Annotated in this window: 12 protein-coding genes and 1 pseudogene; 8 read left to right on the top strand and 5 right to left on the bottom strand. The window is 73.6% G+C overall.

Features of this window, described 5'->3' with window-relative positions; genetic code table 11:
• The 5 genes from ACIQV3_RS30610 to ACIQV3_RS30590 all read left to right on the top strand — a co-directional run bounded on the left by ACIQV3_RS30610 (window position 1) and on the right by ACIQV3_RS30590 (window position 7,873).
• On the top strand, window positions 1-4,065 hold the full coding sequence (locus tag ACIQV3_RS30610; RefSeq protein ID WP_403717574.1) for a helix-turn-helix domain-containing protein: 4,065 nt from the start codon (window positions 1-3) through the stop codon (window positions 4,063-4,065).
• Between the two features lie 225 nt (window positions 4,066-4,290).
• Window positions 4,291-5,139 carry a C40 family peptidase gene (locus ACIQV3_RS30605; protein WP_403717572.1) on the top strand — a complete coding sequence of 283 codons (849 nt, stop codon included), beginning with the start codon at window positions 4,291-4,293 and terminating at the stop codon, window positions 5,137-5,139.
• Between the two features lie 151 nt (window positions 5,140-5,290).
• Complete coding sequence (locus tag ACIQV3_RS30600) at window positions 5,291-6,505, top strand: serine hydrolase domain-containing protein (RefSeq protein WP_403717835.1); 1,215 nt, start codon at window positions 5,291-5,293, stop codon at window positions 6,503-6,505.
• Between the two features lie 116 nt (window positions 6,506-6,621).
• On the top strand, window positions 6,622-7,422 hold the full coding sequence (locus tag ACIQV3_RS30595) for an NPP1 family protein (RefSeq protein ID WP_403717569.1): 801 nt from the start codon (window positions 6,622-6,624) through the stop codon (window positions 7,420-7,422).
• A 265-nt stretch (window positions 7,423-7,687) separates the two neighbouring features.
• Window positions 7,688-7,873, top strand: a complete 186-nt coding sequence (locus ACIQV3_RS30590; RefSeq protein ID WP_403717567.1) for a DUF6381 family protein — start codon at window positions 7,688-7,690, stop codon at window positions 7,871-7,873.
• A gap of 69 nt (window positions 7,874-7,942) precedes the next feature.
• Here ACIQV3_RS30590 and ACIQV3_RS30585 read toward each other — a convergent pair whose 3' ends face one another.
• The gene (locus tag ACIQV3_RS30585) at window positions 7,943-8,293 is read right to left on the bottom strand and encodes a hypothetical protein (protein WP_403717566.1); all 351 of its coding nucleotides are present in this window, start codon (window positions 8,291-8,293) and stop codon (window positions 7,943-7,945) included.
• A 117-nt stretch (window positions 8,294-8,410) separates the two neighbouring features.
• Here ACIQV3_RS30585 and ACIQV3_RS30580 point away from each other — a divergent pair, with 117 nt between their 5' ends.
• Window positions 8,411-9,022: a YdeI family protein gene (locus tag ACIQV3_RS30580; RefSeq protein WP_403717564.1), complete on the top strand. Its 612-nt coding sequence runs from the start codon at window positions 8,411-8,413 to the stop codon at window positions 9,020-9,022.
• 594 nt (window positions 9,023-9,616) lie between these two features.
• Here ACIQV3_RS30580 and ACIQV3_RS30575 read toward each other — a convergent pair.
• Window positions 9,617-10,810, bottom strand: a complete 1,194-nt coding sequence (locus ACIQV3_RS30575; RefSeq protein ID WP_403717562.1) for a cytochrome P450 — start codon at window positions 10,808-10,810, stop codon at window positions 9,617-9,619.
• Between the two features lie 116 nt (window positions 10,811-10,926).
• Between ACIQV3_RS30575 and ACIQV3_RS30570 the strand changes: the two genes are divergently transcribed.
• On the top strand, window positions 10,927-11,691 hold the full coding sequence (locus tag ACIQV3_RS30570) for a dienelactone hydrolase family protein (RefSeq protein WP_403717560.1): 765 nt from the start codon (window positions 10,927-10,929) through the stop codon (window positions 11,689-11,691).
• A 28-nt stretch (window positions 11,692-11,719) separates the two neighbouring features.
• On the opposite strand, the gene ACIQV3_RS30565 is transcribed toward ACIQV3_RS30570, so the two are convergent.
• On the bottom strand, window positions 11,720-12,130 hold the full coding sequence (locus tag ACIQV3_RS30565; RefSeq protein WP_403717558.1) for an organic hydroperoxide resistance protein: 411 nt from the start codon (window positions 12,128-12,130) through the stop codon (window positions 11,720-11,722).
• Window positions 12,131-12,257: 127 nt separating this feature from the next.
• On the opposite strand from ACIQV3_RS30565, the gene ACIQV3_RS30560 reads away from it, so the two are divergent.
• A complete protein-coding gene (locus tag ACIQV3_RS30560) occupies window positions 12,258-12,731 on the top strand; it encodes a MarR family winged helix-turn-helix transcriptional regulator (RefSeq protein WP_403717556.1) in 474 nt (157 codons plus the stop codon).
• Here the strand turns inward: ACIQV3_RS30560 and ACIQV3_RS30555 are convergent.
• Both ACIQV3_RS30555 and ACIQV3_RS30550 read right to left on the bottom strand, forming a co-directional pair.
• Window positions 12,694-13,365 carry a cytochrome b/b6 domain-containing protein gene (locus ACIQV3_RS30555; RefSeq protein WP_403717832.1) on the bottom strand — a complete coding sequence of 224 codons (672 nt, stop codon included), beginning with the start codon at window positions 13,363-13,365 and terminating at the stop codon, window positions 12,694-12,696. The genes ACIQV3_RS30560 and ACIQV3_RS30555 overlap by 38 nt on opposite strands.
• A gap of 34 nt (window positions 13,366-13,399) precedes the next feature.
• Window positions 13,400-13,540 (bottom strand): annotated as a pseudogene (locus tag ACIQV3_RS30550) (oxidoreductase); the annotation flags it as partial.
• Window positions 13,541-13,634: the final 94 nt, after the last annotated feature.

Genomic DNA, 13,634 nt, shown 5'->3' with positions numbered 1-13,634 from the left:
ATGGGGGACCTCTTGGGGGATCCGGACCGCGCGAGCGGGACCGCGGCGGCCTTTCCCGCCCAGTTGAGAAGGCTGCGCGTGCAGCGCGGCCTGTCGCTGGGCGAGCTCGCCCGCCGGACGCACTACAGCAAGGGCTACCTCAGCAAGATCGAGACCGGTGCGAAGCCGGTCACCCTCGACGTGGCCCGCAGTTGCGACCGGGCCCTGGGGGCCGAGGGCGAACTGCTGGGGCTGGTACCGGAGCTCGCCCCCGGCATCGACGGGTCCGGGCCGCCCCCGGCGGGATCGCGCGCCGGGGCGGCCGGTCCGCCCGGCCCGCCCCACCAGCGCGGTCCGCAGGCGGACGGCGCGTGCCCCTACCGCGGTCTGTCGGCGTTCACCCCGCAGGACGCCCGGTGGTTCTTCGGCCGGGAGCGGGCCACGTCCGCCCTCGTCGAGCGGGTCCACGACCGGCTCGGCCAGGGCCCGCTGCTCCTCGTCGCCCGATCGGGCGCGGGCAAGTCCTCCCTGCTCAGCGCGGGTCTGGTGCCGGCGCTGCGGAGCGGCGGCTTCCCGGTGGCGGGGGCCGACGGCTGGCCGGTCGTCAGGTTCACCCCCACCGCGCACCCCTTGCGGGAACTGCTCGACGCCACCGTGAAGGTGATGGGGGGCGATCTCGGCGTCAACCCGGCGCAGTTGAGGGCCCATCCGGAACTGCTGCTCGAATCGGTCCACCGGCTGACGGACGGCGCCGGCCCCCTCCCCGGCGCGGAGGGGCTCGAGCTCGAGCTCGGGCCCGCGACCGTGCGGCCGGTGCTGCTGGTCGACCAGTTCGAAGAGCTGTTCACCCTCTGCTCCGACGAGGAGGAGCGCCGGGCCTTCGTCCGGGTGCTCCTCGCCCTGGCCTCGCCGCCGGCCGCTTCCCCGGCTCCTTCCCCGGCTCCTCCCCCGGCCGCGCCGCCCGGGACCGGGTACGACCCCGCCGTCGTCGTGCTCGGTGTGCGGGCCGACTTCTCCGGGGAGTGCCTGGACCTGCCGGAGCTGGCTGCCGTGTTCAGCGACGGGCTGTTCGTCCTGCCCCCGATGTCCGTGGCGGAGCTGCGGGAATCGATCACGCGCCCGGCGGAGCTCGCCGGGCTCGTCCTGGAACCGGGGCTGGTCCCGTTGCTGCTGCGGGACGCGGACGTACGGGACCCCGTACGGGACCCCCTGCGAGCATCCGCCGACGGGGATCCCGGTGCCGGGAATCCCGTGGCGCGCCCCGGCGGCGGTCCGGACGCCTGGCCCGGCGAGGTTCCCTCCAGCGCCCTGCCCCTGATGTCCCACGCACTGATGGCCACCTGGCAGCGGCGGGAGGGAGCCACGCTGACCGTCGCGGGCTACGAGTACGCCGGCGGCATCCAGGGCGCCGTGGCCCGCAGCGCCGAGCAGGTGTTCGCCCGGCTGGACCCGGCCGGGCAGCGGACGGTCCGGCGGCTCCTCGTACGGCTGGTGCACATCGCCGACGGGACGGGGCCGACCCGGCGCCGGATGAGCCGCACCACCCTGCTGGAGGGGCAGGCCGACACCGCGCGGGCCGCGGCCGCCCTCGACGCCTTCGTCCGGGCCCGGCTGATCAGCTCGGACAGCGACACCGTCGAGATCACCCACGAGGCCCTGCTGCACGCCTGGCCCCGGCTGCGCGGCTGGATCCACGCCGACCGGGCCGGGCTGCTGGTCCACCAGCACCTGGCCCAGGCCGCCGACGAATGGGTGCGCGAGGCCCGCGACCCTTCCGTGCTCTACCGCGGCAGCCGCCTCGCCGCCGCCCGCACCTGGGCCGACGAACTGGACGGCCGCAGCCGGCTGAACCCCCGGGAGGCGGCCTTCCTCGACGCGGGCCGTGCCGCCGAGGAGGCCCGCCGGCGTCAGGAACGGCTCCGGGTCCGCCTGCACCAGCGGATGCTGGCCACGCTCGTCGTCCTGCTCCTGCTGGCGCTGACCGCCGGCGGGGTGGCGTACCAGCAGCGCGCGGGGGCGCTCGCCCAGGAGCGGACCGCCCGTTCCCAGGCCCTGGCGGCCCGGTCGCTGTCCCTGTCCGCCGGCCAGCCCGAGGCCTCCATGCTGCTCGCCGGGGAGGCCTACCGGGCCGAAGCGACGCCCGAGGCGCGCGGCGCCCTGCTCAGTACCCAGTCCCAGCCCTTCCTGGCCCGGCTCGGCGGGCACGGCGGGCCGGTCAACGCGGTGGCCTTCACACCGGGCGGCCGGCTGCTGGCGACGGCCGGCTCCGACGGGAAGGTGCTGCTGCGGCGGGTGGCCGACCGGAGCACCGTCGCCGCCTTCACCACGCCCGGCCGGGTGCGCACGGTCGCCTTCAGCCCCGACGGGCGGACCCTGGCGGCCGGTTCCACCGACGGCCCGGTCCGGCTCTGGCCCGTCGGCGTGGGCGGTGGCTCGGGCGGTGGCTCGGGCGGTGGCCCGGGCGGCGGCGCGGGCGGCGGCTCCGTGTCGGTGCTGCCCCCGAGCACGGCGGGAGCCCGGGCGGTGGCCTTCGCCCCCGACGGGGGCACCCTCGCCGTCGCGACCGCCGAAGGGACCGTCCAGTTGCGGGACACGGCCGGGGAGCACCGCGTGCGCGCCGTCCTGACCGGGCACACCGCGCGGGTCAACACCCTGGCGTACGCCCCGGACGGCCGGAGCCTCGTATCGGCCGGCGCCGACGGAACCGTACGGCTGTGGGACACGCGGCGGGCGGAGCCGGCCGGCGTTCTGGAGGGGCACACCGGGGAGGTGCTGGGCGCGGCCTTCGCGCCGGACGGCCGTACGGTCGCCACCGGCGGGGTCGACCGTACGGTGCGCTTGTGGGACGTCGGCGGGCGGAGCGCGTCCGCGACGCTGGCCGGGCACAGCGACGACGTCAACTCCGTGGCCTACACCCCGGACGGCACCACCGTCATCAGCGGCGGCGGGGACGGCACCACCCGGCTGTGGGACGTCCGCGGCGGCCGGCTGACGGCCACGCTCGCCGGCCACACCGACTACGTGCTCGCCGTCTCCGTGGATCCGGCGGGGTCGGTGCTCGCCACCGCCGCGTTCGACCAGTCCGTCGTGCTCTGGGACCTGCGGGGACCGGTACTGACGACGCGTCCGTTCACCGAGGTGTGGCACGCCGATTACAGCCCCGACGGGAAGCTCCTGGCGACGGCGGACGCCGATCACACGGTGCTGCTGTGGGACGTGCCCCAACGGCGGGTTCTGGCCACTTTCTCGGGGCACGCCGAGACGGTGTTCTCGGTGGCCTTCGCCCCCGACGGACGCACCCTCGCCTCCGCCGGAGCCGACGGCACCGTACGCCTCTGGGACACCACCGCGCGCACTCCCCTCGCCACCCTCACCGGACACACCGGGACCGTGTTCTCGGTGGCCTTCGCCCCCGACGGACGCACCCTCGCCTCCGCCGGAGCCGACGGCACCGTACGCCTCTGGGACACCACCGCGCGCAGTCCGCTCGCCACCCTCACCGGACACACCGACTTCGCCAACGACGTGGTCTTCAGCCCCGACGGGCGGACCCTGGCCAGCGCCGGGGACGATCTGACCGTCCGGCTGTGGGACGTGGCCGGACGCCGCCCGCTCGCCGCGCTCAGCGGTCACGCGGGAGCGGTACGGGCCGTCGCCTTCGCCCCGGACGGGCGGACCCTGGCGAGCAGCGGCAACGACGGCACCGTACGGCTGTGGGACGCGGAGCAGCGGCGCGTCACGGCGGTACTGACCGGGCACACGGGATCGGCGCGGGCCGTCGCCTTCTCCCCCGACGGGCGGACCCTGGCGAGCAGCGGCAACGACCGTACGGTGCGGCTGTGGGACGTGCCCGGACACCGGCTGCGGGCCGCGCTGTCGGGTTACACCAACGCGGTGTGGGGGGTCGTCTTCTCCCCCGACGGGCGGACCCTGGCGAGCAGCAGCAACGACGGCACCGTACGGCTGTGGGACCCGGACCCCGGCGCCCGGCTGGCGGCCATCTGCCGGACGGTGGGCCGACCGGGACCGCGGGAGCGGCAGTCTCCGCCGCCCGGTCCGCCCGCCGGGGCGGCCCGCCGGTGCTAAGCCGTCCGGGGTCTCCTCCGGGTTTCCTCCGGGGTTTCCCGTTGCCCGTTCAGGTGGTGCCTCGTCCGGCTCTCGACGGGGCGCGGCGGGGGCCGACAGGCTGGTCGCGAGTGCGGTGACGCCGGCCAAGTACCGGTCGGACGGCCGCGCTTCGCCACCACCGCGCCCCGTGAAACGAGGTCTCCCATCGTGTCCCCTCTCGCACCTCGCCCCTCATCTCCCCTCGTGCTGCGCCGAAAAGGTCTCATCGGAACGCTCCTCGCGCTCCTGGCCGTGCTCCTCTGCACCCCCGCCGCCCCGGCCGCCGCCGAGGGCGATTGCCGGGTCCTGGCCCCCGGGGCATCGGCCGCGGCCGAGCGCGCCGTCGCCGCCGGCTGCGAACAGGTGGGAAAGGGGGTCTGGTACACCTGGGGCGGTGGTCACGGCCCGGGGCCCGGTGCCACGTACGGGCAGGTGGACCCCACCGATCCGGCGAGCGAGCACGATCCCGAACGGCTCGGCTTCGACTGCTCGGGGTTCGTCCGCCACGCGTACGCGCAGGCCACCGGCTCGGACCCGCTCGACGGGGTGGCCAGTGCGCAGTACTACACGCACCGGGCGGCCGCCCGCTTCACGGCCGCCCAGGGGCTCGCGCCGCTGCTCCCCGGCGACCTGCTGGTGTGGGGGACCTCCCGCGACCTGCACCACATCGCCCTCTACCTCGGGGCGGGGAAGGTCGCGGAGGCCCGGCAGTCGGGCACCAAGCTGATGGTCAGTGAGCTCACCGAGGCCCGGCTGTCGAACGGCTATTACGGGGCGGTCCGCGTGGACACCGGCCCGGTCACGGGACACGTGTTCCAGACCTGGGGCACCGGTGTCTGGACCAAGGAGCAGCCCGCGACGGGGGCCGCGCGCGTCTACGCCTTCCCCGGGCCGACGACCATCCGCGTCGGATGCCAGAAGCACGCCGAGTCGGTGACCTCGGACGGCTACACCAATGACGCCTGGTCCTACCTTCCGGACTATCGGGCGTGGATGACGAATATTTACGTCCGCGGGGCGGCTTGGCTGGAAAACGTGCCTACCTGCCGTTGATCATCCGTAAGGTCGGAAACGAACCGCAAACCCCCCAAGCCGGCCGACCCGGCCCATTTCGAGGAGCAACGTGCGCCCGTCTGCGTACCCGTCGTACCCGTCCACCCTTCCGTCCCTCCCCCGCGCGCGGCGTCTGGCCGTCGGCGCCGCCCTGCTCGCCGTCGTGGCCGGCGGTACGCTGCCCGCCACCGCCGCCCACGCGGCGACCGCGCCCGGTTCCGCCGCCCAGGCTCCCGTCCAGCCGGCCGCCGCGCCCGATCTGGAGGCGCTGACGCAGGCGTTGCGCAATACGACGGCGGCCGGGGCCCCCGGGGCGATGGCCCGATTCACCGGTCCGGACGGGGTCCGGACCCGGGTGGAGGGCGTACGGGACCGGAGCACGGGCGCGGCGATGGACACGCGGGCCCGCTTCCGCATCGGCAGCGTCACCAAGACGTTCTCCTCGGTGGTCCTCCTCCAGCTCGTGGACGAGGGGCGGATCGAGCTGGACCGGCCGGTCAACTCCTACCTTCCGGGCCTGCTGCCCGACGACCGGATCACGGTGCGCCACCTGCTCACCCACCGCAGCGGTCTGGCGGACTACACCAACGCGATGTTCGAGCACACCGTGCCCGGCTTCGAGGCGGTCCGGAACAAGGTGTTCACGTACCAGGAGCTCGTCGGCCTCTCGCTCGCCGAGCCGAGGACCACCGAGCCCGGGGTGGCGTACAAGTACTCGAACACCAACTTCGTCGTGGTGGGGATGCTGATCGAGAAGGCCACCGGCAAGCCCGTGGCCAAGGAGTACGAGCGGCGCATCATCAAGCCCCTCAAGCTGAAGCACACCTCCTACGTCCACCCCGGCACGGCCATCAAGGGCCTGCACGCCAACGGCTACCTCCACCCGGACGAGGCCGGCGCGCCGCTGGTCGACTCCACCGAACAGACCGTCTCCTGGGCGCAGTCCGCGGGCGCGATGATCTCCAGCGCGGCCGACCTCAGCACCTTCATGTCCTCCCTGCTCGGCGGGAAGCTGCTGCGCCCGGGCACGCTGGACGCCATGCTCACCGTGACGCCCACCGACGCCACGAACACCCGGTTCTACGGGCTGGGCCTGCGCCGCTACAACCTCTCGTGCGGTGCGCAGGTCTACGGGCACACGGGCACCGTGCAGGGCTTCTACACCTACGCGTTCACCACCCGGGACGGCAAGAGCTCCCTCTCCGCCATGGCGAACACCTCCAACCGCGGCCAGGCCAACACCGCCCTCGGCGGCACCCTGGAGGCCGCCTTCTGCGGCAAGGCACCGGTCGCCGGCAAGGCCACCGCGCGCGGCTTCGCCTTCGCCCCGGCCGCCGCGGAGGCGGACCTGCCCGAGAACCGCTGACGGCGATTCCCGGACACCGGGAGGCTCCCGCCCCTTGGCCTGGGGGCGGGAGCCGGGAAAGCTGAACTCCGCATTCCCGCACGGGCGTTGCCCGTGTGACCGATGAGGAGGACACGATGGCCGACGTACCGCCCGTGAAGCGTTCCCGCAGGGGGCCGGGCCGGCGGGCCCGCAGGATGCTCGCCGCCACGGCGGGGGCCGCGACGCTGGTCCTCGCCGTCCCGGGGGTCGCGTACGCGGCTCCGCCCCCGGCCCTGCCCGGCAACGCGGACGGGCTGGAGCAGAGCTTCCAGCCGGCCTACGACTACGACCGCGACGGCTGCTACTCCAGCCCGGCCATCGGCCCGGACGGCACCCTCAACGGGGGCCTGAAGATGGGCGGCGACGTCAACGGCCAGTGCCGCGACCTCTCCGACCTCAACAACACCAACGGCTACTCCCGCGCGAAGTGCAACAACGGCTGGTGCGCCGTCATGTACGCGCTCTACTTCGAGAAGGACCAGGTCTCGCTCGGCCCCGGCAGCGCCGGGCACCGGCACGACTGGGAGCACGTCGTGGTGTGGATCCAGAACAACCAGGTCGGCTACGTCTCCACCTCGGAGCACGGGAACTTCAAGGTGCACGCCGCCTCGCAGATCCGCTTCGACGGCACCCACCCGAAGATCGTCTACCACAAGGACGGCTGGAGCACGCACTGCTTCCGCGCCGCGAACTCCAACGACGAGCCGCCGGAGAACCACAAGGGGACCTGGCAGTACCCGACGCTGGTCGGCTGGAACGGCTACCCCGCCGGGCTGCGCGACAAGCTGAGCCAGGCCGATTTCGGCAGCGCCCTGCTCGGGATCAAGGACGGCCAGTTCAACGGCCACCTGGCGAAGGCCAAGCCGGCCGGAATCCCCTTCGACCCCAACGCGTGACGGCCGCCTGACCCGGGCGCTGGTCATGGCCGCGCGCCCCGCATTCACCCACCTGCGCCACCGCCGTGGTGGTCGTGCTCCAGGGTCCGGTGACGGTCCGGTTCGTCCCGCTGCTGTTCGGATCGACGGTCCTGATCGTGCTGACCGGGTACGCGTCCTGACCGGGTAGGCGTCCTCCCGCGGGCGGCGTTCGAGATGCGCTCCCGGTGTACTGCTGGTTCGCTGAGAGCCGCCCGGCGTCCCCCCACAGCGCCCAGGAGTGATCATGAGTGCAGGCGAATCCCACGGCCGGTCCCGGCAGCTGCGCGACAAGGCGCAGGAGCTCGACGAGGCCGCCACCCGCTCGACCGACCCCGACGAGAGCCGGCGGCTGCGGGACAAGGCGCGCCGGCTGCTCGAGCAGAGCGAGCAGGAGCGCGTCATCGACGACCCGGGCATGGACCTGCGGTAGCCCCGGCCGGCAGGCCGGGGCTCGACCCGAGGACCACGAGGACTACGGGGACCACGAGGACTACAGGAACTACGGGGCCACGGCCGCCGCGGGGGCCTCGTCGAGCTCCCACGCGTGGCGCTTGAACTCGCGGACGAAGTCGGCGTGGTCCTCCCACTGGCGGGCGATGCCGCGCAGCACGTCCCAGTGGTGCTCCACCGCCTGGTCGATGACCCGGCGGACCGCCGGCTCGGCCGTCTCCCGCTGCGCGATGAGGCCCTTCGCCACCGAGGCCTCCAGCGCGGCGTTGCGCAGGGCGCGCAGGGCGCGGGAGGTGTCGTCCATCCCGAAGCCGTTCTCGCTGCCCGTCTCCTCGGCGAAGAGCGGGGTGAGCCGCGCCTCGATGAAGGCGGTGATCCGCTCGAAGTGGCGTACGTCCATCGGGGGCTCCATCTCGGGTCGCTGCACTGTCCGGCGCGAACCGGGCCCGCACCGGCGATCATTATCCCGCAGCCGCACACCCGATCCGTTCCGGGGGGCGGCCACTAATCTGGCCGCATGAACGAGCTGGAGGAGCCGGACGAGCCGGAGGAGCCGGAGGAGCTGAACGGCGTCGAGGTCATCGCGTTCGCCGACGGCGCGGCCTTCGAGGGCTGGCTGGCCGGGCACCACACCCGGCACGAGGGCGTGTGGGTCAAGCTGGCGAAGAAGGCGTCCGGGATCGCTTCGGTCTCCTCGGACGAGCTGGTCGACATCGGGCTCTGCTACGGCTGGATCTCCGGGCAGCGCCGGTCCCTGGACGAGCGGTTCTACCTGCAGAAATACGTGCCCCGCAGACCCCGGAGCCTGTGGTCGCAGGTCAATGTCGACAAGGTGACCGAGCTGACGGCCCTGGGCCGGATGCGCGAACCGGGGCTCGCCGAGGTGCGCAAGGCGCAGCAGGACGGCCGCTGGTCGGGGGCCTACGCCTCCCAGCGGACGGCGGAGGTGCCGCCCGACCTCGCCGCGGCCCTGGCCGGGGATCCGGCCGCCCGGGCGGCCTTCGAGGCCCTGGACCGGACCGGGCGCTACCTCGTCGCCCTGCCCCTCCTCCAGGCCCTCACCCCGGAGACCCGGCGGGCCCGCCTGGAACAGGCCGTACGCCTGCTGGCGCGGGGCGCCGCCGGCTGACCCGGCCCGGCCCGGCCTGTTAATCCTTTGTTGGGGAACCGGTGGCCCGGCTAGGTTCGCCCGAGCCGTCCGGGGTGTTCCGGACCGGCACCGTCGACGAGGAGGTGTGGAGCACATGCGCACGAGTGCCCGGCAGGTCAGCCCGCGTACGGACCTTTCCCGCCTCCTCACGACGGAGACACCTTGTCGCTCCGCATCACCCCACTGACCGACCCCGCTCAGGGGGCGCACAGCCGACGCCTCGCATGGCTGGCGTCCGACGCCGGCTCCGTCCCCGTCGGGACGGCCTTCCTGCGCCTGTTCGACGGCGGACAGGAGCACCTGGCCGAGCTGACCCTCCACGTCCATCCCGCGCAGCGACACGAGGGCGTCGGCTCCAGTCTCCTCGACGCCGACGTGGACCCCACCGCCCTCGCCGGGCTCATCGAGCGTCCGCACCCCGGCTACCGGCTGGAGTCATGGCGGGGAACCGTCCCCGAGGTCCTCGCCCGGACGTTCGCCGCCTCACGCCGCGCCATGGACGGGACGACGGGCCGGACCTGGCATCACCGGGTCCGGCCCGTCGGCACTTTCCCAGCGGGCCGGCCGCCGGGGCTACCAGCGGACCGGGAGGCGGCTCACGCCGTGCATCAGGCTGCCCGGCAGCCAGGCCGGCGGGCCGGCCGCCGGGTCCTCGGCCAGGTCGGGGAAGCGCTCGAGCAGGGAGCGGATGGCGATGCGGCCCTCCATGCGGGCCAGCGGCGCGCCGATGCAGAAGTGGATTCCGTGGCCGAAGGCCAGGTGGGCCTGCGGGGTGCGGCCGATGTCGAAGGTCCCGGGGTCCGCGAAGCGGGCGGGGTCGCGGTCGGCGCCGCCCAGGGAGACGAACACGCTGGCCCCGGCCGGGATGACGGTGCCGCCCAGGTCGAGGGGTTCGCGGGCGTAGCGGTACGTGGTGTGCTGCACGGGGCCGTCGTAGCGGAGCATCTCCTCGACCGCTCCGTCGAGCAGTCCGTCGAAGTCCTCGCGCAGCGCGGCCAGTTGCGCCGGATGGGCGAGCAGGGCCCGTACCCCGTTGGAGATGAGGTTGACGGTGGTCTCGTGGCCCGCGACCAGCAGCAGGAAGGCCATCCCGATCACCTCGTCGGAGGACAGGGAGTCCCCGTCCTCGTCGCTGGCGCGGATCAGCGCGCTGAGCAGGTCTTCGCCGGGGTCCTTGGACTTGGCCCCGATGAGTTCCACCAGATACGCCCCCATCTCCCGGTTCGCGGTGCTGTTCGCGTCAACCGAGGTGGGGGAGACGATCTCGTTGGACCAGTAGCGGAACCTGGCCCGGTCGAGATCGGGGACGCCGAGCAGCTCGCAGATGACGGTCATCGGCAGCGGGAACGCCAGCGTTTCGATCAGGTCGCCGGCGCGCTCCGGTCCGGTGGCCATCGCGTCGAGCAGTTCGTCGGTGATCTGCTGGATCCGGGCCCGCATGCCCTCCATCCGGCGCGCGGTGAACTCCCTCGAGACCAGGCGCCTCAGCCGGGTGTGGTGGGGCGGGTCGGATTCCAGCATGTTGGAGTTCACGGCGCTGAGCTGGGCGTCCCGGAAGTTGCCCGAAGTGCGCCAGTCCTTCGACAGGGCCGGGTGGTTGAGCGCACGGCGCGCCTCTTCGTGCCCGACGATCATCCAGCTCGGTGCGGGGTCGCCGACGTTGAGGACGATCCGGTGCACGGGCCCTTCCGTACGCATCCTCTCGTAGAACGCGTACGGGTCGGCATCGAACTCTTCCGCGCTGGCGCTGATGTCCACTACTGGCATCGGACCACGGTACGCCCCCCGTTCGGGACCGGCGAGGGCGGTTTCCGGACACTCCGGGGCAAGACTCCGATCACGGTAGTCTGCGGCCTTCGCCATACGAAAGAGTGGGGACGGCCATGACGACCGCATGCGAGGTAGTCCGGACGACGGTGGACATCGTCACTCGGGACGGCACCGCCGATGCCTATCTGGCCCGGCCCGACGGCGAAGGCCCGTACCCGGGGGTGCTCTTGTACGTGAACGCCCTCGGGATCCGTCCGCACATCAAGTCGGTGGCGGACCGGATCGCGGCGGCCGGCCACGTGGTCCTGATGCCCAACCTCTTCTACCGCCACGGGCGCGCACCGGTGTTCGAGCTTCCGGAGTTCGTGGACTTCGACCGGCAGCCGGAGCTCTCCGACCGGGTCGGCCCGGCCCTGCGATCGCTGACCGCCGAGCTGGCGATGCGCGACGCGGAGGCCTATCTGGAGCGGCTCGCGGGCCTCCCGGACGTGGCCGCCGGACCGGTGGCGATCACGGGGTACTGCCTGGGCGCCCGGCTGGCCCTGCTCACGGCGGGCACGTATCCCGAACGGGTGGCCGCCGCGGCCGGTTTCCACGGCGGGTTCCTGGCCACGGACGCGGCGGACAGCCCGCACCTGGTGGCCCACCGGGTCAACGCCGAGCTGTACTTCGGCCACGCGGACCAGGACCCGACGCTGCCGGCCGAGGAGATCGACCGACTGGGGAAGGCCCTGGCGGCGGCGGGCGTCCGCCACCGGGCCGAGGTGTACGAGGGTGCGGCGCACGGCTACACCCTGGCCGACACGAACTCCTACGACGCGGACGCGGACGAGCGGCACTGGGCCGCGCTCTTCGCGCTGCTGGACCGGACCTTCTGAGCCCCGCGGGCCGCCCCGGGCGAGCGGACTACTCGACGACGAGCTCGACCGGAATGTTGCCGCGCGTGGCCCGGGAGTAGGGGCAGACCTCGTGGGCCTGCTTGACCAGCAGCGCGCCGGTCTCCCCCATCAGCGCCTCGGGGAGTTCCACGCGCAGGACCACGGCCAGACCGAAGCCCGCACCGTCCTTGCCGATGGAGACCTCCGAGGTCACCGAGATCTCGCTGGTGTCGACCTTGGCCTGGCGGCCGACCAGCCCGAGGGCGCTGGCGAAGCACGCGGCGTATCCGGCCGCGAAGAGCTGCTCGGGGTTGGTGCCCAGGCCGCTGCCGCCGAGGGCCGGCGGCATGGCGAGCGCCAGGTCGATCTGGCCGTCGGAGCTGACGGCGCGGCCCTCGCGGCCGTTGGCGGTGGCGACAGCGGTGTAGATCGCGTCCATCTCGGGGGTCCTCTCAAAAGGGCGGAGGCGGGGCCGTCGGCCGACGGCCTCGCCCCATCAATATGGCACACAATTAAGTTGTGCACAATTCAGTTGCCGTCACGGCACCCCGGGTACACTGGCCCGCATGACCGAGCGACCGGCCGACGCCCTCCCCGACCAGGACTTCCTGCGCCTCGACAGCCAGATCTGCTTCGCGCTGGGCGCGGCGAACCGCGCCTTCGGCGGGCTCTACCGGGTCGTCCTGAAGGACCTCGGGCTGACCTACCCCCAGTACCTGGTGATGCTGGTGCTGTGGGAGCACGGCGAGATGCCGGTCAAACAGCTCGGGCAGCACCTGCGGCTCGACTCGGGCACGCTCTCCCCCCTCCTCAAGCGCCTGGAGGCGGCCGGCCTGCTCGCACGCGAGCGCAGCGCCGCGGACGAGCGGTCCGTGTACGTACGGCCCACCGAGGCCGGTACGGCCCTGCGCGCGCGGGCCGTCGAGGTGCCCCGGCGCATCGCGGCCGCGACCGGCTTCGAGCTCGGCGAGATCAAGGAGCTTCAGGACCGCCTGCGGCGGCTCACCGCCGCCCTGGACGCGGCGGCCGGGCCGGAGTAGGCCGTACGGCCCCCGCGGCGGAAGATCCGTCCGGGCGCCACAGCGGGTGCTCGCGACGCGCCCAGTCGGCGGCCACCGATCCCGTCCGCATGCCGCGCCTGGCCTCCGGGTCGCGGACGGCCATCATGACGTGACCCGCGACGGCCACCGTCATGGCGGTGGCCAGCCAGTCGTGGACGAAGGTGGCCCCGGTCCGCCAGGTCAGCGGGGCCAGCCCGGTGAACCACATCAGCAGACCGGTGCCGAGCATCACGAGGGCGGCGCCGGCGCTCCAGCTCGCGTAGAGCTTCTGCCCGGCGTTGAACTTGCCCGCCGGGCGGCCGGCCGGCCGGTGGTCGCGGCGCAGGGCGGAGCGCAGCCAGGTGCGGTCGTGCGGGCCGAAGCGGTTCAGCCGGCCCAGGTCGCCGCGCAAGGCCCGGGAGCCGAGCCCCAGCAGGACGGGCGCCGGGATCAGCAGTCCGGACCACTCGTGGACGGTGACCACCAGGCGGCGGCGGCCGACGAGTTCGGCGAGGGGCGGCAGGTAGAGGCAGGCCGCGCTCGCCAGGCACACCCCGGTCAGGGTGGCGGTGGCCAGGTGGACCAGCCGGACGGCGGGGCCGAACCGGCGCACGCGGGCGGGGTGCCCGGCCATCGACTCCTCCTGTCCGGCCTGTCCGGCCGGGAGTTCAGACGGTCGGGGCATCGTCGCGTCCGTTCGACTTGCCGACCCAGGCGTCGACGTCGTAGCCCAGTTCCTCCCAGTAGCCGGGCTGGACATCCCTGGTGAGGGTGATGCCCGACAGCCATTTCGCCGACTTGTAGAAGTACGTGACTCCTCCCCCTCATAAATGAGGGGGCTTCTCGCTATGCCGGGTTGGCGTCGCGACGGACCAGCCCGGCCCGTAGAACGTTGAGTGCCCC

Source organism: Streptomyces sp. NPDC099050 (assembly GCF_044759865.1).
GTDB lineage: Bacteria > Actinomycetota > Actinomycetes > Streptomycetales > Streptomycetaceae > Streptomyces.
Note: the sequence above shows the minus strand (reverse complement) of the source record. Positions and strands in the feature narration are given on the sequence as shown.